This window comes from Kitasatospora sp. NPDC088742 (genome assembly GCF_055584905.1).
Genome location: NZ_JBVJLD010000044.1, coordinates 41,677 through 63,389, shown reverse-complemented (window position 1 = coordinate 63,389; position 21,713 = coordinate 41,677). Strand labels below are relative to the sequence as shown.

Below are 21,713 nucleotides of genomic sequence, written 5' to 3'. Positions count from 1 at the left end.
CGTCAGCCCTGCTGGGCGGCCCAGAACTCCTCGAAGTTCAGCTGGCCGTCCTTGCTGGTGTCGGCCTTGTTGATGACCGCCTGGGCGACCGTCTCGGTGACGTACGGGTCACCGAGCTCGGCCATCGCCTTGCTGTACTCGGCGGCGGTGATGAAGCCGTCGCCGTCGGCGTCGAAGCGCGCGAAGACCTTCTTGGCGTTCTCGATGTCAGCCATGTCTACCCCTCCTGAATGGGTCGTGGTGCCCGTACCCTATCGGCCCGCCGGGCGTCCGGATGCCGGACCCCCGGGTCACGACGCCCCAGGTCAGGAGCGCGTCAAGAGTTCGTCCCCGTCGGGTGCTCCGAGCTCTTGGACCTCAGCCCCGGAGGACCTGGGCCAGGAAGGCGTCGACGTTGGCCACCGTGCGGGCGATCTGCTCCTCCAGCGTCAGCGACTCCGCCACCCGCTCGGCCGAGGCGGTGCGCTTGCGGCCCCGGACGTAGAGCGAGCAGGCCAGGTCGGCGCAGACGTAGGTGCCGACGGTGCTGCCCTCCCGCCCGGCCGCTCCGGCCCGGCGGGCGGCCAGCAGGGCCACCCCGGTGCCGGTGTGCGAGGTCAGGCAGAGCGAGCACAGGTTGCTCTTCAGCGAACTGCGGCGCACCGTCGGCACCCGCAGCGTCACGCCGACCGGACCGTCCTCGGCCGGCGCGACCAGGTACGCCCGGTCGGGCGCCCCCTGGTCCCGCCAGCCGAGGAAGTCCAGGTGCTCCCACGGCAGTTCGGCCAGGCCGCGCGGCAGGCTCAGCCGACCGGCCTCCCCCTTGGTGCAGTTGACGAAGGAGGCGCGGATCTGTTGGTCGGTGAGTGGCTCCATGATTCGGACGCTAACACCGCCGTCCGGGTGCCGTCGTCCGGTTTTCCGGGTGGTGGGGCGCTGCCGGGATCAGACCACGCGGGCGGCCGAGATGCCGTCCACGTAGACGGGCTTCCCGTCCGGGCCGTTCGTCGGGGGGAGGTTGGCCGGGCGGAACTCGGAGGAGTTCACGCTCCAGCGGTGGCCGGCGAAGCTCCCGTCGGCGTTGGCGTAGAACACCATGTGGCCGATGCCCGCGCCCTGGTGGTTCTGCGAGACGGCCTTGTCCAGGCCGTCGACCATCCGGGTGTCCGGGCAGTCCCAGTAGGTGGAGAGACCGAAGACGCCGTGCGGCGAGGCGGTGCAGTCCACCACCTCCAGCACGTACTGGGTCAGGCCCTTCTCGTGCTGGTCCATCCAGCCGGTGCGGACGCCCTCCACGGCGCGGACCATGACGATGTGTCCGGTGTTGCCCGGCACCGTGCCGTTGTAGTTGACCGAGATCAGGTCACCGGGCTGGAGGTCGGTGACCCGGGTGATCGCCTTGAAGCGCGGCCCCGCACCGCCGTTCTCCCCGGCGAAGCGGGACTGGTAGCGGGCCGCCGTCGGGCTGAAGCGCGGGTCGTCGGCGCCGAACCAGGTGGCGAAGTAGCTCGCGTCCGCCGCCCAGGGGTAGGTGTGCCGCAGCACTGCCGTGACGAAGGAGTTGCACCGGGACCGGTTGACCCAGGTGGTCGGGTCCGAGGGCTGCCCGAAGACCACCTGGGCCTCCTCGCCGACCAGGTAGACGTTGTTGCGGTCGGCGGCCCGGCCGCTGATCAGGTCCACCTCCTGGTCGGTCAGCGCGCGGTCGTAGGCGCGGACGTCGCTGAGCTGGCCCTTCCACTCGTTGACGGCGTTGCCGCCCCACTTCGCCCGGCCGACGTTGAAGCCCAGGTCGGCGGCCCACGGCGCGATGGTGTCGGCGCCGGTGCCCTCCTTCACGCCGTTCACGTAGAGCCGGACCTCGCCGCCCGTCCAGACACCGGTCAGGTGCACCCACTGGCCCGCCACGGCGGGGCTGGTGGCCTGCGCGGAGACCTTGACCGCCTGGTCGGCGCTGCGCAGCCGGAACACCCAGGCCGACACGGCGGTGTCGTACATCAGCAGGAAGCGGCTGGTCTGCGCACCGTCCTGGCTCACCGCCGTGATGATGCCGGTGAGTTCGGCCGGCCGCACCCAGGCCGAGACGGTGAACGGCCTGGTGGTGTCGAGCACCGAGGTGGTCGCCGCGTAGGCGGCGTCCGCCGCGCCGGTGAGGCTCAGCTCCTGGCCGACCCGCAGGTCGCTCCAGCTGGTGGCGGTGGTCGACCCCCGCGTCAGCGTACGGCCGTTGCCACTGCGGTCGGCGGTGGTCGCGGTCAGCGGCCAGTGCCCGGCGAGGCCCGTGGTCAGCTGACCCTCCGCCAGCATCCGCTGGTACTGCACCATCTGCTCCGCCTGCACCAGGTGCGGCGGAGGGACGGGGGCGAACGGGACGTTCTTCGCCTCGGCCGCCACGGCGGTGCCGGTGCCGGCGGCCACGCCGCCGCCCAGCAGGGCGGACGCCCCCGTCAACGCGGCGGCGCCGCCCAGAAATCCACGCCTGGTCACCATCTCGTGTTCCCCCTGTGAAGATCGAACCATGATCGTCCGGCTGAGTCTAGGGGCCACCGTGAACATGGCAAGCCCCCGGATTCCGCGCCGGCCGGCCATAGAGTGGCGGCCATGATCAGACACCTGGAGTTCGACCGGCTGCACAACTTCCGTGACCTCGGCGGCTATCGGACCGAGGACGGCCGTGCGGTCCGGACCGGCACCCTCTACCGCTCCGACTCGCTCGGCAAGCTGCGCACCGAGGCCGACCTGGCCCGCTTCGCCGAGCTCGGGGTCGCCACCGTGATCGACCTGCGCTACCCCTGGGAGATCGAGCGCGGCGGCCGCGTCCCCGAGCTGCCCGGGCTGGCCTTCCACAACCTGAGCATCGAACACCGGCCGTACGACCAGGCCGCGTTGGGCGAGGACGCGGACCCGGCGGTGTACCTGGTCGACAAGTTCCTGGAGGTGGCCGAGGACGGCACCGCCGAGCTGAGCCGGGTCATGGAGCTGATCGCCGACCCGTCGGCCGGCCGCACCGTCTTCCACTGCGCCTCCGGCAAGGACCGCACCGGCATCGTCGGCGCCCTGGTGCTCACCCTGCTCGGCGTCCCCGAGGCCACCGTGGCCGAGGACTTCGCACTGACCAACCTCGCCACCCCCGCCCTGGTCGCCGACTGGCAGGCCAAGTACGGCCCCGGCAAGCTCTGGCCGGGCTACGGGCAGGCGCCCGCCGCGCTGATCCTGTCCTTCCTGGGCGAGTTGACGGAGCGTCATGGGTCGGTGGCCGGCTACGTCGAGGGGGAGCTGGGCCTCGGGGAGCCGTACGTGGCGGCGCTGCGGGAGCGGCTGCTGGTGCCGTAGCGGTGCGCGGGCGGCCGCCGTCCGCCAGACTGGTCGGCATGCCGGAGCAGGGGGAGCGGGGCGGCGTAGCCGTTGGGTCGGTGCGGGCGGTGGTGCGGTGGGCGGGGCAGCCGGGGACTGCGCTCGCGGTCCTCGTGCTGCTGCTCAACGACCACGTGTGGAAACGGAGTTGGCCGGGCCCGGTGACGGGCAAGGTCAGCGACGTGGCGTGGATGCTGGTGGCGCCGCCGGTGGTGGCGCTGCTGCTCACGCCCGTGCTGCGGCTGCGCGGGCGGTGGTCGGACTGGCCGTGACGGCGGTCTCCTTCGCGGTCGCCAAGTCCGGCCCGGCCGGGGGCGAACTGGCCTCCCGTATCTGGTCGTTCAGCGGCGTGCCGAGCCGGATCGTCGGGGACCGGAGCGACCTGCTGGCGCTGCCCGCGCTCGCGGTGAGCTGGTGGCTCTGGCGGCGGGCGCCGGTGGGATCGCGACCTGCGGCGGAGCGGCCCCGCGAGTGGCGGCGGGAGCACGGGCCCGGGCTGACCCGGTGTCAGGCCTTGCGGATCCGGTCGCCGATCTCCGGCTGCGCCTCGAAGCCGGCGGAGCGGTAGGTGGCGACGGCGCCGAGGTTGGAGCTCGGGGTGCACACCCGGACGCTGGAGGAGCCGAGTTCGCGCAGTGCGGCCGCGCCCGCGAGGGTGACGGCCCGTCCGAGGCCGCGGCCGCGGTGGTCGGCGTGGACGCCCATGGGTTCGACCAGGCCGGGGCGTCCCGGGCCGGCCGACCAGACCGTGATCACGGCGGCCGGGTCGCCGCGGTCGCCGTGGACGGCCAGGGAGCGGGCCTCGGCGTGGAAGGGTGCGGCCGACATCGAGAGCCAGTAGGCGCGGGTGGGCCTCGGGGTGTCGAAGGCCGAGCTGAGCACGTCGGCGAAGTGCTGGGCCTGATCGGGGCCGATCACCTCGACCCGGACTCCGGGGTCCTCCACCGGCCCCGAAAGGTCGCGGAAGAGCGGGGTCCACGGCTCGTCGACGCCCCAGCCTTCGGCGGTCAGCAGCTCGTGGATCAGCAGCCCCTGCGGCGCCTCGATGGCCACCGCCCCCTCCGGCAGCACGCCGCGCCCGGGCAGCGAGACGTCCTCGACGAGCCGCCGGGCCAACTCCTCGTCCCGGAAGGCGTCGGGGGCGACGGTCATCCGCAGCAGCGTCGGCGAGTCCTGCATCCCGACGGCGAGGATCCGCCCGCCCCGACTCCATGTCCGCACCACCGCGGCCGTCTCGGGCGTGCCGAAGCGGTGGTTCCAGCCGAGGTCCCCGGGATGCAGCTGCATCGGGGCCCGGTCGTCCTGCCACTCGCGCAGCGCGGCCATGGCCTCGCGGACCTGGTCGGCGGCCGGCGTTCCCAGCACAATCGTCATGGCCGGGATCTGACACCCCGTCGCGGGGGCACCGCAACCGAATAACCGCCCCACCGCCGACCGGGTGTCGGAGACGGCGTTTCTGCGGCCCGTGCCGCGAGCGGAGTCCTACGGTGACCGGCATGTCTGCCACAGCGCGCACCACGGCCAACCGCTACCCCGAGCGGGTCACCTACGACCGGGAGGCGGTCTACGCCATCCTGGACGAGGCCCTCGCCGTCCACGTCGGTTTCACCACCGAGCTCGGTCCGGTGGTCATCCCGACCCTGCACATGCGCGTGGGGGACCAACTGCTGCTGCACGGCTCGGCGTTCGGCCGCTTCATCGAGACGGCGGCGGCCGGCGCGCCGCTGTGCGTGACCGCCACGCTGATCGACGGCGTGATCCTCGGCCGGGCCTCCTCGCACCACTCGGCCGCCTACCGCTCCGTCATGGTCTTCGGCCAGGCGACCCCCATCGAGGACGAGCACCAGCGCGCCGACGCCCTCGCCCAGGTCGTGGAGAGCGTCATCCCGGGCCGGCTCTCCGGCCCGTACGCCGCGCGGCGCCCCAGCGTCGAGGAGGCCCACTACACGGCCTGCCTGACCATGCCCATCGAGGAGTTCTCGATGAAGGTCCGGGCCGGCTTCGCCCGCGACGAGCCCAAGGACGACCACATCGAGGCCTGGGCCGGCTGGATCCCCCTGACCACCACGCCCGGCACGCCCGTCCCCGACACCATCACCGGCACCCGCTTCCCCGCACCCGCCTACGACCCCTTCGTCCACCGCTTCCGCCAGGACTGACCGGAGGGGGGCGGACCACCGCGTTCGGTAGCCTGCGCCGGTGTCGTACGAACTGAACGCCGTCATCGGAGACTTCGACCTGCTGCGGAGCCGGAGCGCCGGGATCCCGGAGGCGTCCGTCGCCCCGCTCCGCCGGCGGCTGGGGCTGCTCCCGGTCACCGGCGCACTGGCGTCGGCGGACCTCGACCGGACCTTGGGCGAGTGGTCGCGGAGCGGAACGGTCGCCCACGTGGAGGCGGAGTTCTTCGGCGGGGTGGGAATGCAGAGCGCCGTCGTCTGGCGGGACGGCGCGAAGGAGCGGAAGACCGCTACCCGGACCTTCGAGCGTCCACGGGAGGAGTGGCCGGTCAATGCCGCGCTCGCCCTCCTCGGTGTCGTCGCGACCGCCTCCGAGGGGGAGGGCCACCGCGACCTGTTCCTGGAGGTGGGGCTGGGCCGGGAACGGGACACCGACGGTTGGCAGGAGGCGGCCCGCGCCGCCGGACGGGTGGCGGACTACGACGCCTGGTGGGAGGAGCACGAGCGTGCGGAGCTGGCCGCCGCCGAGTCGGAGAGGTCGAGGATGCTGCGGGACGTCCCGGCGGCCCTGGACGGCAGGGCGGTCATGGAGGTGCTCGGCCTGCGCCCGGGCCCGCTGGTCGGTGCGGCCACCCGGCACCTGCGGGAGCTGCACCTGCGGCTCGGCCCGCTCCCCAGGGAGGAGGCCGTGGCCCGGCTGCGCGCCTGGGCGCTGGAGCAGGACCCGGGACGCTGAGACCGTGCCGTGCAGTGCCGGGTGGCCGGACGGGGCGTCAAGCGGTGTGCAGGACGCGGAAGCCGTCGGGCGCGGCCGGGTCGCGTTCGACGACCTGGACCGGGGGCCAGGCCCACTGGTGGAGGCCGGTGCCCGGTACGGGGGAGAAGCGGATCGTCCCCCGGGTGCCCTCGACCGTCAGGTGCGGCCAGGCTGCGGCGAGGCGGGCGCGGTCCGTTCCGTGGGTGCGGAGGGCCTCGGCCAGGACGGTGACGGTGTCGTGGCCCTCGAAGGCGACGAAGGAGGGAGCGGCGGCCAGGTGCTCGCGCAGCAGCGCCTCGACCTGGGCCCCGCGCGGGGTGGGCCGCTCCGGCAGGTAGCGCAGGAACGGGACCGAGTCGCCGTCCGCACCGAGCGGTTCCACCCAGTCGGCGAACTCGGGCTGCCCGGCCGGGGCGCCGATCAACAGGCCTGCGAGGCGCGGGTCGTGACGGAGCGTGCGGACCAGCTCGACGGCCCGGCCGGGGACGCCGGTCAGGAGCAGCAGCGCGGTCGCGTCGCCCTCGGCGAGCGCGTCCGGGTCGAGTTCGCCGGCGGGCCACTCGGTGACGGTGCCGCCGTGGGGCGCGAGGTGGGCGCGGAGGACGGCGATGCCCGAGGCCCAGTAGACGGTGGGGTCGACCGCTACGGCGAGGTGACGGTGGCCGGCGGCGAGGAGGAAGTCGGCGTAGACGCGCCAGCCGTGCGACTGGGCCGGGGCGACCCGGGCCACCCAGTCGGTGGGGTGCTCGGTCAGCGAGTCCAGCACGGCGGAGGAGCAGAGGAAGGGCACCCCGAGGGCGTCGGCCCGCGCGGCGGCGGCGCGGGCGACGACGCTGTGGTACTCGCCGACCACGGCGGCCACCCCGAGCGCGGCCAGTTCCTCCACCGCGGCGGCCGCGCGCTGCGGATCGGCGGCGGTGTCACGGACCGTCAGGTCCAGCGGGCGTCCGTGGATGCCGCCGGCGGCGTTCACCTCGCGGACCGCCAGCTCGATCCCGGCGAGCAGGTGCCGGCCGGCCTCGACCCAGCCGGGGCGGGAGAGCGGGGCGAGGGCGCCGATCCGGACGGGCTCGGTGGTGAAGGGGGCGTTCACGAGGAGGTGCCTTTCGGTGTGGTGGCGGGACTCAGGCCGGGACTCCAGCCGGGCCTCTCGCCGGGCCCAGGGACGGCCGGGGGAGTCGGTCAGCGTCCGCCGGACCGCGCGCGGCGCAGGGCTGCGGTGAGGACGGCGGGGGCTTCGGTCAGGGAGGGGCCGTACCAGGTGAGGTGACGGCCGCTCACCAGGGCGGCGGGCACGCTGGGGAAGGCCTCGGGGCCGTCGGTGGCGGTGAAGCGGTAGGGCTCGTCGGGGAGGACCACCAGGTCGGGTGCCTCGGCGCGGAGCTGCTCGACCGGGATGGCGGGGTAGCGCTCGGGGTGGGCGGCGTGGACGGGTTCGACGCCGAGCCGCCGCAGGACGTCCCCGGCGAAGGTGTCCCGGCCGAGCACCATCCACGGCCGCCGCCAGATCGGCACCACGGCCCGCAGCGGCGCCGCCACCGGGGCCAGGGCGGCGAAGGCGGCCTCGGCCTCCGCCAACCAGCCGGGCCGCTCCAGCTCCAGATCCTCCGTCAGCAGGCGGTGCAGTTCCTCGAAGGCCTGCGGCACCGACCGCACCTCGGTCACCCGCACCGCCACGCCGGCGGCCCGGAGCGCCGCGAGGTCGGCCTCGCGGTTCTCCTCCTCGTTGGCGACGACCAGGTCCGGGCGCAGCGCGACGATCCGCTCGACGTCCGGATTCTTGGTCCCGCCGATCCTGGCCACGTCGAGGTCGCCCGGCTCGGTGCACCAGTCCGTCACCCCGACCAGCAGCTCCCGCTCCGTCGCCGCCACCGCCTCGGTCAGCGACGGCACCAGTGACACCACCCGCATCGTCATGCCGTCACGCTACCCGCCCACCGCACCCGGGCTGCTGACGGGGGACCACCCCGGAGGGGTGCCGGTGCCGGAGGATCGTCCGACGCGGCGTGCCGGCGGGGAGCCCGAGATGGTGCGGTGACCCCCTGGGCAGGCGGTGGCGACCGTGCGAGGGTCTGGGACGTGAACAGAACCGCGGCGCCGCTCCGCTTCCTCACCGAACTGATCGCCTGGACCGCCGCGCCCTGGGCCCTCGCCCCGTACTCTGTCCCGTCGGCCGTCCTGTCGGTGGTGGTGCTGATCGGACTGCCGACGGTGTTCGCCACTCCCGGCGACAAGAACCACGTGGTCGTCGCCGTCCCCGGGGCGGTCACCGTCGCGCTGGTGCTGCTCCAGCTGCTCGTGGCGGTGGTTGCCGCCTGGAGCGTCTGGCCCGCCTGGGCCGCCACCGTCACCAGCGTGCTCGCCGCGGCCTGCCTCGTGACGGAGCAGCCCCGGTGGCGGCGGCTGGTCAGGGGCGGGAGAGGCTGAGCTGGAGCGCCGTCACCGCTCCGGGATGGGGCCGCACATCAGGTTTCCGGGTTCGGCCGGGTCGGGGCTGATCCAGAACTGGGCCCAGAGGCTGGCGAATTCGGGGCGGCTGAGGTAGCCGTCGCCGTCCAGGTCGAGGAGGTCGAAGACGTCGTCGGTCTCGACCGGGCGGCCGTGCCAGAGGTCGACGAGGCGGCGGTGCTCCTCGCGGGAGATCCGGCCGTCGCCGTTCTCGTCGACGGCGTCGAAGACGGTGTCGGCGGTCGCGGTGACGGTGCCGCGGATGGCGGGGAGCTGGTCGACCAGGGCGAGCATCTCGTCCATGTCGACGCGGTCGTCGCGGTCGGTGTCGGCGACGGCGGCCAGGTGGTCCCACCAGCCGAGCAGGAAGGCCTCGACGCGGGCCCGCAGCCCGGAGTCCCGTTGGACGGCGGGGAGTTGGCTCCAGCGGATCACCAGGGACTCGAAGTCGGCCTTCCGCAGGTAGCCGTCCCCGTCGGTGTCGAAGGCGGTGAACACGTTGCGGAGCTTGCGGCGCTGGAACTCGTTGGCCATGGACGGGCCTCCTCTGTGCGGAACCGATCTGGCGGTCACGGTAGGCCGTGCCGCCGGGCGGGCGCGGACGTTCGCCCGGAGTCCGTCCGTGTGCGGAACGGATGTGGTACTGGCCGTCAGGCCGGGTGGACGAGGCGGTGGTCGTAGGCGAAGACCACCGCCTGGACCCGGTCGCGGAGTTCGAGCTTGAGCAGGATCCGCCCCAGGTGGGACTTGACGGTCGCCTCGGCGAGGTGGAGCTCGCCCGCGATCTCGCTGTTGGAGAGGCCGGAGGCCACCTTGACGAGCACCTCGTGCTCCCGGGCGCTGAGCCGGCTCAGGCGTGGGTCGCGGCCGGTACCGGTGCCGGTGCCGGTCCCGCCCGGGAGGTGCGGGCGGAAGGTCTCCAGCAGACGGCGGGTGATCCGGGGGGAGACCACCGCGTCGCCGGAGGCCACGCTGCGGACGGCGGTGAGCAGTTCACCTGGACGGGTGTTCTTCAGCAGGAAGCCCGAGGCCCCGGCCTCCAGGCCGGCGAAGGCGTACTCGTCCAGGTCGAAGGTGGTGAGGATCAGCACCTTGGTCCGAGGGGAGGCCGCGACGACCTGGCGGGTCGCCTCGATGCCGTCCGTGCCGGGCATCCGGACGTCCATCAGGACCACGTCCGGGCGCAACTCCCTCGCCAGTGCCACGGCTTGAGCGCCGTCCGAGGCCTCGCCGACCGGGGCCATGTCGGGCTGGTCCTCCAGGATCATGGTGAAGGCCATCCGCAGCAGGGCCTCGTCGTCGGCGATCAGGACGCGGATCGTCACGGGGACATCGCCCCGCCGTCGAGCAGGAGTCGGGTGTGCACGCCCCAGCCGCCGCCGGGGAGCGGCCCGGCCCGCAGGGTGCCCCCGTAGGCGGCGGACCGCTCCCGCATGCCGGTCAGCCCGCGGCCCGGCGCGGCGGGGGATGCGGCGGAGGAGGGTGCGGTGCGGGGGCCGGTGTCGGTGACGTCCACGGTGACGCTGTCGGCCGCGCAGTGGACCAGGACCGTGGCGCGGGTGCCCGTGGGTGTGTGCTTGAGGGCGTTGGTCAAGGCCTCCTGGACCAGGCGGTGGACCGTCAGTTGGGCGGTGGCGGGCACATGGCCGTGACCGCCCCGTACCGCCAGGCGCGTCGGCAGCCCGGCGGCGCCCATCTGCTCGGCGAGCGCCGCCAGTTGGGCGATGCCGGGCAGGGGGTGGAGCCGGGCGTCCGGCTCGTCGGCCCGTAGGACGCCGAGCGAGCGCCGCATGTCGGTGAGGGCCTGCCGCCCGGTCTCGGAGATCTGGAGCATCGCCGCGGTCGCCCGGTCGGGGGAGCGGTGCTGCGCGTGGACGGCGGCGTCGGTGAGGGCGACCATGACCGAGAGGTTGTGGGTGACGATGTCGTGCATCTCGCGGGTGATCCGGGTGCGTTCCTCGGCCACGGCCAGCCGCGCCTGCTGGTCCTGCTGCTGCTCCGCGCGGACCGCCCGGTCCTCCACGAGGGCCAGGTAGGCGTGGGTGGTGCGGACGTTGACGCCCAGGGCGACGGCCGCGACCACCAGTGCGGTCACCGCGACGAAGGGTGTCAGGAACGCCCCGTCCGGCGTCCAGCGCAGACAGGCCAGCACGGCCCCGGCCTCCACCACGGCGCCCGCGAGCAGCGTGACGCGTCGGCCGGAGCGCGCGGCCACCGTGTGGAGGGCGACCAACAGGCAGATGGAAGCCGGGAGTTGATGGTCCGTCAGCCAGGCGGCGAAGGCCGCGGCCGCGATCGAGCCGAACACGGCGAGCGGGGTCCGGCGGCGCCACAGCAGCGGCAGCGCGAGCGCGGCGGTCAGGGCCAGGGCCGCCGGAAGCTCCGGACGCCCGTACGTGGTCAGCACGTTGAGCAGGAGCAGTGCCGCGAGCAGCGCCTCCGTGAGCGACGGTGGCAGTCGGAGCCGGCCACGGAGGGTGAGCTCCCGGAGGGAGCAGTGGGCACTGCCGGGCCCGGCGGCCGCCTCGGTCATCACAGGTTCCCGTCGCCTCGTCCTCGCGCTCCGTACTGCCGCCACGCTAGGGCCCCGAGGGTGGCCGGCGCATGCACCCACCGTCTGATCGTGCCGCTCCGAGGTACGCCTGGAGGAGGAGCCGCGCCACCGACCAGGGTCGCAACGCACCGGTTCACCGGGCCTGCACCGGTGCGACCACGGTGGCAGCGGCCGACGACCAGGGAGCGATGTGCCGCCACCGGCGCGGACTCGACGATGGCCTGGTGACCGAGAACATCCCGGAGCTGTCCATGTCCCTCCCCGAACTCCTCGCCGTGCTCGCCGCCGCCGCGCTGGCACTCGCGCGCTGGCTGCCGCCCACGGCCCGCCGCCGCACCGCCGTCGCGGCCGCGGCCGTCTTCCCGCTCGCGGTGGCCGCGTCGGCCGTCGCGGGCCTCCGCTGGCAGCTGGTGCCGGTGCTGGCGGGCGGCGCCGTCGCGCTGCCGTTCGCCCTCGTCCCGGTCCTGCGCTCCCGCGCGGGGAAGCCGACCCGGCGGGCCCCGTGGTGGCTGGCGCTGCCGGGGTCCGCAGCCTGCGCCGGGCTGATAGCCGCCGGCCCGGTGGCGGCCTGGGCCTTCCCCGTGCCCGTCTTCCCGCAGCCCTCGGGCGAGTTCGCCGTCGGGACCCGCGTGGTGCAGTGGACCGACCCGGGGCGCCCGGAGACCTTCACCCCCGACCCGGACGACCACCGTACGGTCGTGGCGCAGCTCTGGTACCCGGCGCGGAGGAGCCCCGACGGCGCCGAGCGGGCCCGCTACCTGGGACGGACCGAGCAGGAGGCGCGGACGGTGGCCGAGGCGCTCGCCCGCACCGCGGGGCTGCCGGGCTTCCTGGTCGACGGGGTGCCGCAGGCCCGCACCCGCGCGGTCCTCGACGCCCCGCCGGCGGACGGGGGCGGGCGCTTCCCGGTGGTCCTGTTCTCTCCCGGCTCCAGCGGCGTACGGACCCAGAACACCGCCTGGGCCGAGGAACTCGCCAGCCACGGCTACCTGGTGGCCGCCCTCGACCACCCCTACGACTCCGCCGCCGTCCTGCTCGCCGACGGACGGACCGTCACCACCGCGACCACCTCATCCGGCGACCGCGACCGGGACGAACAGCTCGCGGCCGGGTGGACCGCGATCCGGGCCGCCGACCTCGGCTTCGTCCTCACCCGGCTCACCACGCTGGACCGGGGCGAGGGCGGCGACCCGCTGACGGGCCGTCTGGACACCGGCCGCGCGGCGGTGACCGGCCACTCGATGGGCGGCGCCGCCGCCCTGCAAGCCGCCCGGCAGGACCAGCGGTTCGGCGCCGTGGTCGACCTGGACGGCTTCCCGCACGGCCCCGCCACGCCCGCCCTGCACCAGCCGGCCCTCGCGCTGACCCAGGCCGTCACTCCGGACACCGACCCCCGCTACCTGCCCCGCCTCACCGAGGTGCTGGGTTCCGGCACCGCGACCGCCTACCGCCTCACCGTCCCCGGGGCGGCCCATCTCACCTTCACCGACAGCCCCCTCTACCTGCCGCCGGTGCCCTCGATCACCGGCTCGCTCGGCCGCACCGAGAGTGTGAGGGTCACCGCCGGCGCCACCCTGGCCTTCCTGGACGCCACGCTGCGCGGCCGGGCGGGCGGCGACCCGGCCGCCGCCCTGGCGGCCTACGGCGGGCTCACCGTCCACCGCCCGGGCGGACGGTGAGTCAGGCCGCGGTCTCGCCGGACCGGGCCGTGCTCATCCGCGCGGCCCGGTTCCGGGCCCAGGTGAGGAGCAGTACCGCCAGCAGCACGGCAACGGCCGCGGCCCGGGCGACCGCCGGGACGGAACCCGCCCGCAGGGCGGTCGAGTAGAGCGGCGTCAGGACCACCACGGCCACCGCCGGCCCGGCCGCGTACCAGAGGGCGAAGACCAGCGGCCCGGTGCCACCACCCCCGCTGGGAGAGGAGGAGTACATCAGGTCACGGCGCGCCGGGCCCCGGCAGGCGTTCACCAGCCCGGCCGCGACCAGCGCCGGCACGGCGGCCGGGATCAGCCAGACGGCCGGCCCGGCACCGGCGCCGCCATCCGCACCGCCACCGTCGAGCGCCAGCAGGGCCACGGCGCAGGCCAGGCCCAGCAGCAGGCCGGCCAGCAGCGGGACGACGGCGTGACGGAGCATCAGGTTCGCGAAGGGGTACGGCGACCAGGAGGCCCGCCGGACGTCGTCGGTCTCGATCCGGGCGGGCTCCAGCAGTTGGGCCACCGCCAGGTAGCCGAAGACCAGCGCGACGGCCGTGGCCAGCCAGGAGAGCCCGCCCCGGGCTCCGTGGGCGAGCACGGCGCAGAGCGGCGCGGGCACCGCCAGCACCACCGCGCGGCCCAGCCGCGCCGGGGAGCGGAGCAGCGCGAGGGTGTCGCGCCAGGGCACGATCAGCCAGGCCCGCCGAGGGGCGGGCAGGCGCAGGCGGCGCTGCCGGGCGCTGCCGTTGGCGCTGTTGACGGTCAGTCGGGCGCTGCGCAGCTCGACCGTGCGCAGGGCCGCGAGAACCCCGGCGGCCGTCCGGGCCCGTTCGCGCAGGCGGGCCAGCGGGACGGTCGCGGCGGCCCGGTCGGCGGCCACCAGGGCGGCGGCGGTGCCGAGCAGGAGGAGGGCGGCGGCGATCCAGCCGCCCGGCACCGCGGCCCGGGTCGGGGCCAGGGCGGCGACGGCGGCCCAGCCCCAGGGGCCGGACCAGAGCTCGGCCCGCTCCAGCCAGCGCACCGGGTGACCGGCGACGGCGAGCGCGGACTGCGCGGCGAGGGCCAGCACCAGCAGGGTCAGGTAGGGGGTGAGACGACGCACCCAGCGGGCGGCGCGGTCGCTGCGCTCGACCACCAGGGCGGCGCAGGTGGCCAGCAGCGGGACGCCGAGCCCGCCGAGCAGGCACCAGCCGAGCGCGGCCGGCAGACCGGTGCGGACGGTGAGCCCGAGCGCGACCATGCCGCCGACCGCCGCCACCAGACCCGGGAACGCGGCCACCGCGCAGGACAGCCAGAACCACGGCCGCAGCACCGGGCGGGGCCGGACGGGGTGGGCGAGCAGCCAGTCGGTCGCGGCCCGGGGCGGCACCACCGGGCCGCGCCAGAGGCCGTCGCGGAGCAGGAGCAGGAAGGTGGCCAGGCCGACGGCGGTGATGCCGGCGGGCATCGCGGCGAGCAGGTCGCCGCCATGGCCGGTGTAGTCGGCGCCCATCGAGGCCTGGAGGAAGAGGCCGAGGCTGGGCACGCCGCCCCAGACCACCAGGCCGAGCAGCACGCAGTAGAGCCCGAAGGCGACGGACTTGGCGCGGTTGCGCCGGTGGGGCGCGCGCAGTTCGCGCAGCAGGGCGAGGGTCTCGTCGGTCCAGTCGTCGTCCGCGGACCAGGGCTCGACGGTCCGGTCCGTGCCCTCTGCGCTCTCCGTGCTCTCCGGACTGTCCGTCTCGGCGGCGGGGGCGGTGCTCATCGGCCACCGGCCGGGGCGGCTGCGGTGCGGGCGGCGTACGCCGCGTACTCCGCCGCGAGCACCTGACGGGGCTTGCCCTGCTTGATGATCTTTCCCTCCTCCAGCACCACCACCCGGTCGGCCACGTCCAGCGCCAGGTCGGTGTGGTGGGTGACCAGCAGCACCGCGACCCCGTCGGCGAGTTCGCCCTTGAGCAGCTCGGCGAGGTCGCGACGGGCCTCCGGGTCGAGCCGCTGCTCGGGCTCGTCCAGCAGGAGCAGGTCGCGCGGGCGGACCATCGCGCAGGCCAGCAGCAGGGCCTGCATCTGGCCGGAGGAGAGCGCCGAGGGCAGGGCGTCGGCCCGGTCGGTGAGGTTGCGGTGGGCCAGTACCTCGGTGATCCAGTCCGGCGCGTCGGCCACGCCGTGCGCGACCGCCACCAGCAGCAGGTGCTCACGGACCGTCAGGTCCGGATAGCACGCGACGGTGTCGCCGACCACGGCCACCCGGGCCCGGACCCGGGGGTCGTTCTGGTCCATCGGCAGGCCGTCGAAGCGCACGGTGCCCTTGCTGGGCGCGTCCCGCCCGGCCGCGACCCGCAGCAGGGTGGACTTGCCCGACCCGTTGTGGCCGAGCAGCGCGACGCACTCGCCGGCCGCCAGCGACAGGTTCACCGGGTGCAGCACCTCCCGGTCGCCGTAGGAGCGGCTGACGCCGCTCAGGCGCAGCAGGGGCGCCGGTGCCGGGGCCTTGCGTGCGGCGGAGGGAGATCCGGCGGCTGGTCCGGCGGCGTTCTTGGCCATGGGGAGGGGCGCCTTTCGACGGGTGGACCGCCCACAGTACCCAGCGGGCGTGAGCGGCCTGTCGCTAGTGCCGGGCACGGCACTAGGGACTGTCTCTTGGTGGGGCCGGGCGGTCGCCGCCGGGGCACACACCTCGACGCCTTCTCGTCGGTCGCCGATGCTCCGCACGGACTCTCCCCCAGCCTCCGGCCGGGAGGTGCCCCCTTCTCGGCGGCGCCGATGCACGCACCCCAACGACGCCCGCTGTCCGACCCCACCGAGGAGACAGTCCCTGGGTGCTCAGGGCGTGCCGCGCAGGGCCCAGTGGAGGGCCACCAGGGTGGCCAGCAGGGTTGCGACCAGGGCGAGTTGGCCGAGCAGGAGCCAGAGGGCCAGGCGGCGGACCTGGCGGGCGGCCGGCGCCGGGTACCAGAGGGCGCGCAGGGCGGCGACGGTGGCGCCGCCGAGGTGGAAGGAGAGGAGCAGGCCGCCGACGCGGGTGACCGCCAGGAGCAGCAGGAGGTCGAGGACGGCGGTCGCGGCGGTGAGCAGGGCGGCCAGCTGGAGGTCGCTGCGGTCCGTGGCGCGGGCTCTCGTGGTGGTCGGCACGGCGGTCGGTCCCCTCGGTCTCGGCGAGCAGGCAGGGGCCCGGCGGACGGGGGTGCGCGGTGCGGGCACCGAGGCGGCCGAGGCAGGCGTCGGTGCGGCCGGTCGGCGGGGCGCTCGCCCCCGTGACACCCCGTCAGACCGGCCGGGTCCAGTGTGCTGGGCGGGCACGGTTCGTGGGCGTGGGCATGCCCGAACCGAGACCGGAGCGGTACCAGGGGGATATCGGGGTCGCGGTGCGGCGTGGCGGCGGAGCGGACCGGGTACCCGCAGATCATGGGAATCATCCGACGGAGGAGAGACGGCGAGCCGGAGCCCGGCCCGGGGCCGGACGAGAGCGCTCCGGGTGCGGCCGGCGGCGGCGAGGACGTCGCCGGGCAGCTGGCCGCGCTCTCGGCCGAGATGGAGCGCAGCCTGCCCGACGCCGCGCCCGCCGTCCGGGAGGCCTGGTACCGGCGGAAGGGGAGCCGGCGGGCCGCCGCGCTGGTCCGTTCGCTGACCACCGCGCTCGGGCGGGGCGGCAAGGCGGCCGCCAAGGGCGCCGGGTACGGCGGCAAGGTGCTGGCCGACCGGCTGCTGGACGCCGCGCCCCGGATCCCGGTCCGCAGCCTGGCCACCCTGCGCGCCCAGCACCCCGGCGCCGCCACCCCGGCCGAGCTGGCCGAACTGATCACGCTCGGCGCCTGCCGCTCCTCCGCCGCGCTGGGCGCGGGGGCCGGCGCGGCGGCGATGATGCCGGTGCCGCCCGCGATGCCGGTGGAGATCGCGGCGGAGACCCTCTCGGTGGCGGCGGTGGAGATCAAGCTGATCGCCGAGCTGCACGAGGTCTACGGCGTCCCCGCCCAGGGCACGGTGGCGCAGCGGGCCACCGCGTACGTCGGCGCCTGGGCCGACGGCCGGGGCATCGACCGGGCCGCCCTGATCCGTCCGGCCGGGCTGGCGGCGATGGCGGTCAGCTCCGAGGTCCGCCAGAAGCTCCGCAAGCGGCTCACCCGGAGCACCCTGCGCAAGCTCCCCTCCCTGACCCCGCTCCTGATCGGCGCCGGCCTCGGCGCCACCATGAACCGCCGCGACACCCGCAAGCTCGCCGACCAGGTCCGCGCGGACCTCTCGCAGCGGATCCCGGCCGACCCGGACTACTGGACGGCCGCCGCCTCCCCGAAGGCGCTCGACTGACCGTCAGCACCGCCGGGCGGCAGGGCCGGTCTCAGGCGCCGTCGATCCGCTCCAGCAGCTGCCGGGCCTCCGCGGTGCGGGAGTTGTCCGGGCCGAACGCGGCCAGGCAGGAGTCGAGGGCGGTGACGGCCAGCGGACGGGCCGCGCTGTCGTGGCCCAGCCCGAGCAGGGCCAGGGCCGCGGCCAGTTCGACGGCGCCGGTCTCCGGACGGCGGTGCTCCTCGTCCCAGTCGCGGCGCACCTCGTCGGCCAGCCGCGCCTCGGCGAGGGCCTCCTCGTAGCGCTCCTGGAGGTTGAGGCTGCGGCACAGGCCGAGCCGCAGGAGCAGGGAGACCTGGTCGTTCTCGGGGTGCGAGGCGATCGCCTGACGGGCCACCGCCTCGCCCTCCGAGTAGAGGCCCAGCGCGATCAGGGCCTGGAGCTGCCCGCTGCGCGCGTGCATCGCCAGGAGCTCGATCTCCGGCTCCATCCCCGTCCCCGGGTGGCGCTCGGCGAGGTGGGCGGCGTCCGCGCACTCCGACTCGGCCTCGGCGTGGCGGCCGAGCATGCCGAGCACATGGGCGCGGTCCGCGCGCAGCTTGAGGACCAGCGGGTGCTCCTCCCCGACCAGCTCCGCGAAGACCGGCCGCACCTCGTCGAAGATGGCGAGCGCCTCGGCGTGGCGGCCCTGGGCACTCGCCGCGAGCGCGACGATCTCCTGCGCCAGCGGCCCGAACACCAGGTCCTCCGGCTCCGTCCGGGGAGCCGCCGCGAGGGCGCGCGCCTCGGTCTCCGCCTCGGCGTAGCGGCCCGCGTGGTAGAGGGCGGTGACGTGCGTGAGGGGGTTCGTCGTCATCCGGCCAGCATACGAACTCCGCGCACGCCTGTTCGAGGAACGGGCAAGGGGGTTGACGGGCCGTCAGGCTGGGGCCGCGGCGGCCGCCGGGGCAGTGCTGCGCGAAGTATTGACGGTGTGTCTAATAGCTTCTACCTTCCGGTCAGAGGGCGAGTGCGCCCCGCCGTGCGCCGAGAGGAAGGAAGAGGGCCGATGACCAAGGCCGTCCGGACCGCCCCCGAAGCCTGGCCCGAGGAGCGCCGCCGCACCGCCGAGCGGCTGCTCGCCTCCTCGGCCCGGCTCTCCTTCGACCCGCTCACCGAGGTGGACTGGGACACCCCGCCGCTGGCCGGGCGCTACTTCTGCCCGCCGCACCACCTCTCCCTCTACGGCACCGAGCTCTGGGAGGGCCTGAGCGAGCAGCAGCGGATCGAGCTCAGCAAGCACGAGGTGGCCAGCGTCGCCAGCCTCGGCATCTGGTTCGAGGAGATCCTGATGCAGATGCTGCTGCGCCACGCCTTCGACCGGGACCCGACCAGCGCCCACGTGCAGTACGCGCTCACCGAGATCGCCGACGAGTGCCGGCACTCGGTGATGTTCGCGAAGATGATCTCCTGGATGGGCGTCCCGCACTACGGCCCCGGACGGCTCTCGCACGAGCTCGGCCGGATCTTCAAGGCGATCTCGACGCACAGTCAGACCTTCGGCGGCACCATGTACGTGGAGGAGATCCTCGACGCCTTCCAGCGCGAGCTGATGAACGACGAGTCGCTCCAGCCGCTCACCCGCCAGGTCTCCCGGATCCACGTGATCGAGGAGTCCCGCCACATCACCTACGCCCGCGAGGAGCTGGTCCGCACCCGGGCCGGCCGGCTGCGCCGCCTCTACGAGCAGCTGCTGATCGGTCTGATCATCCACCGCTCCACCAACGGCCTGATCAACCCCCGTCTCTACGCGGCGGTCGGCATCGCCCCGAAGGACGGACGGGCCGCCGCCCGGCGCAACCCCCACTGGCGGGCCACCAAGACCCGGATGGCGGCGAAGGCGGTCGGCGTCCTCGACCGCGCGGGCCTGATCGGCCCCGTCAACCGCTGGCTGCTCCGTCGCGCCGGGGTGATCTGAACCGCTCCCCGCGGGGAGAACGGCAGGGCCCGGACCTCCGTCGGGGAGGTCCGGGCCGGTGGCTGACGTGGGCTCAGAGGGGAAGCAGCTCCGGCCGCTTGGCCTCGACGTTGTCGCCGGAGGACTCGCCGCGCAGGCGGCGGCCGACCCACGGCACCAGGAACTCGCGGGCCCACTGGAGGTTCTCCCGGCGCTGCTCGGCCGTGCTGAGCACGGGCGCGGCGGGCCAGGGGGCCTCCGGGTCCTGCTCCGGGGTGAGCGGCAGCCCGAGCGAACGGGCGGCCAGCAGGGCGACCCGCTGGTGTCCCTCGGGGGAGAGGTGCAGCCGGTCGTCGCTCCAGGCGCGGCGGTCGTGCACCGAACGCAGCGACCAGAGGTCGGCCACGGTGAGGCCGTGCCGGTCGGCGATGGCCCGCAGGTGGCCGTTGTAGGTGGCGATCTTCCCTCGCAGCATGCCGAGCACCGGGATGCCCCGGGTGTCGAAGCCGGTGCAGATCAGGACCGTCCCGGCGTACTGCTTGAGCTCCACCGCGGCCGCCTCGAACCGCTCGGCCACCGCGTCCGGGTCGCTGCCCGGGCGGAGGATGTCGTTGCCGCCGGCGCAGAGCGTCACCAGGTCGGGGCGGATCTCCGCCACCCGGGGCACCTGCTCCTCGGCGATCTGGTCCAGCAGGCGGCCGCGGACGGCGAGGTTGGCGTACCGGAAGTCGCCCAACGGCCGCTGTGCCGCGAGCAGTCGGGCGAGTCGGTCGGCCCATCCGGCGTACAGGCCGTCCGGGCGGGCGTCGTTGAGGCCCTCGGTGAAGCTGTCCCCGAGCGCCACGTACGAGCTGAGGTCAAGGGTGTCCTGTGTGTCAGCCATGGAGGAGATAGTTCACCTTGTGAACTACCTTACGCGACCGTAGGTGACGGAGTCCCGGGGGTGAGCTTCGTCACAAGGCCTCGGGGGGCGGGGTGCCCTCGGGCCAGTGCGTCAGGTGCCGCCCGCTCTCGAAGCGTTGCGGCACGCCTGTGACCGGGTCGGTGAACTCCAGCGTGTGGGCGAGGAGTTGGAGCGGCGCGCGGAAGTCGTCCGGCGCCGCCTCCGGCAGCACGGCCGGGTAGAGCGGATCGCCGAGGATCGGGATGCCGAGGGAGGCGAGATGGACCCGCAGCTGATGGGTCTTGCCCGTCTCGGGCCGCAAGCGGTATCCGCCGTTCCGCCCGTCCTGCGTCAGCAGCTCGACGACGCTGCGGCTGTTCGGCTCGCCCGGCACCTCCCGCGCCGCCAGTTCGCCGCGCTCCTTCACCAGCCGGCTCTCCACCGTCCGCGGCAGCTCCAGCCCTGGGAGGTACGGGGCCACCGCGCGGTACTCCTTGCCGACCCGCCGCTCGGCGAAGAGCCCCTGGTACGCCGCCCGGTCCTGCGGCCGGACCACGAAGAGCACCAGCCCGGCGGTCAGCCGGTCGAGGCGGTGGGCCGGGCTGAGTTCCGGCAGGCCGAGGCGGTCGCGGAGCAGGGCGAGCGCGGTCTGGGCGACGTGCTTGCCGCGCGGAGCGATGGAGAGGAAGTGCGGCTTGTCCGCGACGACGATCCGTTCGTCCTGGTGGAGGACGGTGAGCGGGAACGGCACCTCCACCTCGGGCGGCAGGTCGCGGTGGTACCAGATCCAGCCGCCCGGGACGAACGGTGCGTCAGGCGCCAGCCGCCCGCCGGTGGAGTGCACGCCGTCGCCGGGGGCGTCACCCTCGAACAGCGCGTCGACCCGGGCCGGCTCCACCGGGAGCAATTCCGTCAGGTACGAACGGATCGTCGGCCAGCGGCCCTCGTCCTCCGGCAGGCGCCGCCGCACCGGGTCGACGCCGTGCCGCTGGGGGAGTGGCGAGGTCAGGGCGGTGGCGCGGCGTCTCATGGGGCGTCAGCCTAACCGCCTCGGCCCGGCGCCGCCCGGCCTCCTTCGGGGCGGGTCAGAGCCGGTCGTTCCCGCCCTTGCGGAACTCCGTCAGGTCCCAGCCGAAGCGGAGCAGGCTGGTGCCGAACATCAGCACCCCGAGCGGGATGTGAAGGCTCGCCAGGTGTGCGACGCCCGCCACCACCTGCACGGAGGAGAGCACCAGGAACCCGGTCGCGTACAGCACCGGCCGCCCCGGCCCGCCGCCCGGCCGCCAGGCCAGGACGGCGGCCAGCAGGTAGAGCATGGTCGCCCCGTACGTCACCCGGGCGCCCACCGCGTGCAGCAGCTCGCCGTAGGAGGTGGAGAAGGTCAGGCCGGCGCTGATCGCCTGCGCCAGGATGGTCGCGGTCTGCAGACCGACCGCGACCCGTACGAAGGGCTGGAACCTGGTGCTCCGACGCGCCGTCACCGTCGCTGCCGTGGTCGTGGCCATCGCCGCCCGTCCTCTCTGCTCGGCGCCGGGTGCGTTCCCGGCCGCTCACCTTCCTTGACGGGACAGGCCACCGGAATGTGAGGTGACGGCGCGAAAGGGCTCGCGTCGGCGGCGCGCGCAGTGGATCATGACGGTGCCCGTGCCCCGTGCCCGGTGC

The 21,713-nt window shown here is 74.8% G+C and carries 25 protein-coding genes; 9 read left to right on the top strand and 16 right to left on the bottom strand.

The features are described 5' to 3' along the window. Positions 1-2: 2 nt before the first annotated feature. The 3 genes from ACZ6ZR_RS28815 to ACZ6ZR_RS28805 form a co-directional block, all read right to left on the bottom strand. Positions 3-215 (bottom strand): EF-hand domain-containing protein, encoded by a 213-nt coding sequence (locus ACZ6ZR_RS28815; protein WP_345284509.1) that lies wholly within the window; start codon positions 213-215, stop codon positions 3-5. A gap of 142 nt (positions 216-357) precedes the next feature. After that, complete coding sequence (locus ACZ6ZR_RS28810; RefSeq protein WP_465647180.1) at positions 358-855, bottom strand: FBP domain-containing protein; 498 nt, start codon at positions 853-855, stop codon at positions 358-360. Between the two features lie 69 nt (positions 856-924). Continuing rightward, on the bottom strand, positions 925-2,469 hold the full coding sequence (locus ACZ6ZR_RS28805; RefSeq protein WP_465647178.1) for a LamG domain-containing protein: 1,545 nt from the start codon (positions 2,467-2,469) through the stop codon (positions 925-927). Between the two features lie 111 nt (positions 2,470-2,580). Here ACZ6ZR_RS28805 and ACZ6ZR_RS28800 point away from each other — a divergent pair, with 111 nt between their 5' ends. The 3 genes from ACZ6ZR_RS28800 to ACZ6ZR_RS28790 are packed head-to-tail and all read left to right on the top strand — an operon-like array spanning position 2,581 to position 3,901. After that, positions 2,581-3,312 (top strand): tyrosine-protein phosphatase, encoded by a 732-nt coding sequence (locus ACZ6ZR_RS28800; RefSeq protein ID WP_465647176.1) that lies wholly within the window; start codon positions 2,581-2,583, stop codon positions 3,310-3,312. Positions 3,313-3,350: 38 nt separating this feature from the next. Next, positions 3,351-3,605 carry a hypothetical protein gene (locus ACZ6ZR_RS28795; protein ID WP_465647174.1) on the top strand — a complete coding sequence of 85 codons (255 nt, stop codon included), beginning with the start codon at positions 3,351-3,353 and terminating at the stop codon, positions 3,603-3,605. Beyond that, positions 3,602-3,901, top strand: coding sequence for a hypothetical protein (locus tag ACZ6ZR_RS28790; protein ID WP_465647172.1), 300 nt, complete (start codon positions 3,602-3,604; stop codon positions 3,899-3,901). Before ACZ6ZR_RS28795 ends, ACZ6ZR_RS28790 begins: the two co-directional genes overlap by 4 nt. Here the strand turns inward: ACZ6ZR_RS28790 and ACZ6ZR_RS28785 are convergent. Further along, positions 3,841-4,707 (bottom strand): GNAT family N-acetyltransferase, encoded by an 867-nt coding sequence (locus ACZ6ZR_RS28785; RefSeq protein ID WP_465647170.1) that lies wholly within the window; start codon positions 4,705-4,707, stop codon positions 3,841-3,843. The genes ACZ6ZR_RS28790 and ACZ6ZR_RS28785 overlap by 61 nt on opposite strands. A 122-nt stretch (positions 4,708-4,829) precedes the next feature. Here ACZ6ZR_RS28785 and ACZ6ZR_RS28780 point away from each other — a divergent pair, with 122 nt between their 5' ends. After that, complete coding sequence (locus ACZ6ZR_RS28780; protein ID WP_465647168.1) at positions 4,830-5,492, top strand: pyridoxamine 5'-phosphate oxidase family protein; 663 nt, start codon at positions 4,830-4,832, stop codon at positions 5,490-5,492. A 40-nt stretch (positions 5,493-5,532) separates the two neighbouring features. Then, complete coding sequence (locus tag ACZ6ZR_RS28775) at positions 5,533-6,246, top strand: hypothetical protein (RefSeq protein ID WP_465647166.1); 714 nt, start codon at positions 5,533-5,535, stop codon at positions 6,244-6,246. Between the two features lie 37 nt (positions 6,247-6,283). Here the strand turns inward: ACZ6ZR_RS28775 and ACZ6ZR_RS28770 are convergent, their stop codons facing one another. Then, the gene (locus ACZ6ZR_RS28770; RefSeq protein ID WP_465647164.1) at positions 6,284-7,360 is read right to left on the bottom strand and encodes an ABC transporter substrate-binding protein; all 1,077 of its coding nucleotides are present in this window, start codon (positions 7,358-7,360) and stop codon (positions 6,284-6,286) included. An 89-nt stretch (positions 7,361-7,449) separates the two neighbouring features. Beyond that, a complete protein-coding gene (locus tag ACZ6ZR_RS28765) occupies positions 7,450-8,178 on the bottom strand; it encodes a helical backbone metal receptor (protein WP_465647202.1) in 729 nt (242 codons plus the stop codon). A gap of 168 nt (positions 8,179-8,346) precedes the next feature. Between ACZ6ZR_RS28765 and ACZ6ZR_RS28760 the strand changes: the two genes are divergently transcribed. Further along, the gene (locus ACZ6ZR_RS28760; protein WP_465647162.1) at positions 8,347-8,694 is read left to right on the top strand and encodes a hypothetical protein; all 348 of its coding nucleotides are present in this window, start codon (positions 8,347-8,349) and stop codon (positions 8,692-8,694) included. Positions 8,695-8,706: 12 nt separating this feature from the next. Here ACZ6ZR_RS28760 and ACZ6ZR_RS28755 read toward each other — a convergent pair whose 3' ends face one another. The 3 genes from ACZ6ZR_RS28755 to ACZ6ZR_RS28745 all read right to left on the bottom strand — a co-directional run bounded on the left by ACZ6ZR_RS28755 (position 8,707) and on the right by ACZ6ZR_RS28745 (position 11,248). Next, entirely contained in the window at positions 8,707-9,249 is a 543-nt protein-coding gene (locus tag ACZ6ZR_RS28755; protein WP_465647160.1) for an EF-hand domain-containing protein, read from the bottom strand. 116 nt (positions 9,250-9,365) lie between these two features. Beyond that, positions 9,366-10,040: a response regulator transcription factor gene (locus tag ACZ6ZR_RS28750; RefSeq protein ID WP_465647158.1), complete on the bottom strand. Its 675-nt coding sequence runs from the start codon at positions 10,038-10,040 to the stop codon at positions 9,366-9,368. Beyond that, positions 10,037-11,248, bottom strand: coding sequence for a sensor histidine kinase (locus tag ACZ6ZR_RS28745; protein WP_465647156.1), 1,212 nt, complete (start codon positions 11,246-11,248; stop codon positions 10,037-10,039). The genes ACZ6ZR_RS28750 and ACZ6ZR_RS28745 overlap by 4 nt, the downstream gene beginning before the upstream one ends. A 209-nt stretch (positions 11,249-11,457) precedes the next feature. Here ACZ6ZR_RS28745 and ACZ6ZR_RS28740 point away from each other — a divergent pair, with 209 nt between their 5' ends. Then, positions 11,458-12,948, top strand: a complete 1,491-nt coding sequence (locus ACZ6ZR_RS28740) for an alpha/beta hydrolase family protein (RefSeq protein WP_465647200.1) — start codon at positions 11,458-11,460, stop codon at positions 12,946-12,948. A 1-nt stretch (position 12,949) separates the two neighbouring features. On the opposite strand, the gene ACZ6ZR_RS28735 is transcribed toward ACZ6ZR_RS28740, so the two are convergent. From ACZ6ZR_RS28735 to ACZ6ZR_RS28725, 3 genes are all read right to left on the bottom strand, one after another. Beyond that, a complete protein-coding gene (locus tag ACZ6ZR_RS28735) occupies positions 12,950-14,710 on the bottom strand; it encodes a hypothetical protein (protein ID WP_465647154.1) in 1,761 nt (586 codons plus the stop codon). Then, complete coding sequence (locus ACZ6ZR_RS28730; RefSeq protein ID WP_465647152.1) at positions 14,707-15,492, bottom strand: ABC transporter ATP-binding protein; 786 nt, start codon at positions 15,490-15,492, stop codon at positions 14,707-14,709. The genes ACZ6ZR_RS28735 and ACZ6ZR_RS28730 overlap by 4 nt, the downstream gene beginning before the upstream one ends. Before the next feature lie 279 nt (positions 15,493-15,771). Next, positions 15,772-16,080, bottom strand: coding sequence for a hypothetical protein (locus tag ACZ6ZR_RS28725; RefSeq protein WP_465647150.1), 309 nt, complete (start codon positions 16,078-16,080; stop codon positions 15,772-15,774). Between the two features lie 273 nt (positions 16,081-16,353). Here ACZ6ZR_RS28725 and ACZ6ZR_RS28720 point away from each other — a divergent pair, with 273 nt between their 5' ends. Next, positions 16,354-17,253, top strand: a complete 900-nt coding sequence (locus ACZ6ZR_RS28720; protein ID WP_465647148.1) for a hypothetical protein — start codon at positions 16,354-16,356, stop codon at positions 17,251-17,253. A gap of 31 nt (positions 17,254-17,284) precedes the next feature. Here ACZ6ZR_RS28720 and ACZ6ZR_RS28715 read toward each other — a convergent pair whose 3' ends face one another. Next, entirely contained in the window at positions 17,285-18,088 is an 804-nt protein-coding gene (locus ACZ6ZR_RS28715; RefSeq protein ID WP_465647147.1) for a tetratricopeptide repeat protein, read from the bottom strand. 192 nt (positions 18,089-18,280) lie between these two features. Here ACZ6ZR_RS28715 and ACZ6ZR_RS28710 point away from each other — a divergent pair, with 192 nt between their 5' ends. Beyond that, positions 18,281-19,189 (top strand): AurF N-oxygenase family protein, encoded by a 909-nt coding sequence (locus ACZ6ZR_RS28710; RefSeq protein ID WP_465647145.1) that lies wholly within the window; start codon positions 18,281-18,283, stop codon positions 19,187-19,189. 73 nt (positions 19,190-19,262) lie between these two features. Here ACZ6ZR_RS28710 and ACZ6ZR_RS28705 read toward each other — a convergent pair whose 3' ends face one another. The 3 genes from ACZ6ZR_RS28705 to ACZ6ZR_RS28695 all read right to left on the bottom strand — a co-directional run bounded on the left by ACZ6ZR_RS28705 (position 19,263) and on the right by ACZ6ZR_RS28695 (position 21,556). Further along, positions 19,263-20,051: an SGNH/GDSL hydrolase family protein gene (locus ACZ6ZR_RS28705; RefSeq protein WP_465647143.1), complete on the bottom strand. Its 789-nt coding sequence runs from the start codon at positions 20,049-20,051 to the stop codon at positions 19,263-19,265. A gap of 70 nt (positions 20,052-20,121) precedes the next feature. Further along, positions 20,122-21,081, bottom strand: a complete 960-nt coding sequence (locus tag ACZ6ZR_RS28700; protein WP_465647141.1) for a pseudouridine synthase — start codon at positions 21,079-21,081, stop codon at positions 20,122-20,124. A 55-nt stretch (positions 21,082-21,136) separates the two neighbouring features. After that, complete coding sequence (locus ACZ6ZR_RS28695) at positions 21,137-21,556, bottom strand: hypothetical protein (RefSeq protein WP_465647139.1); 420 nt, start codon at positions 21,554-21,556, stop codon at positions 21,137-21,139. Positions 21,557-21,713: the final 157 nt, after the last annotated feature.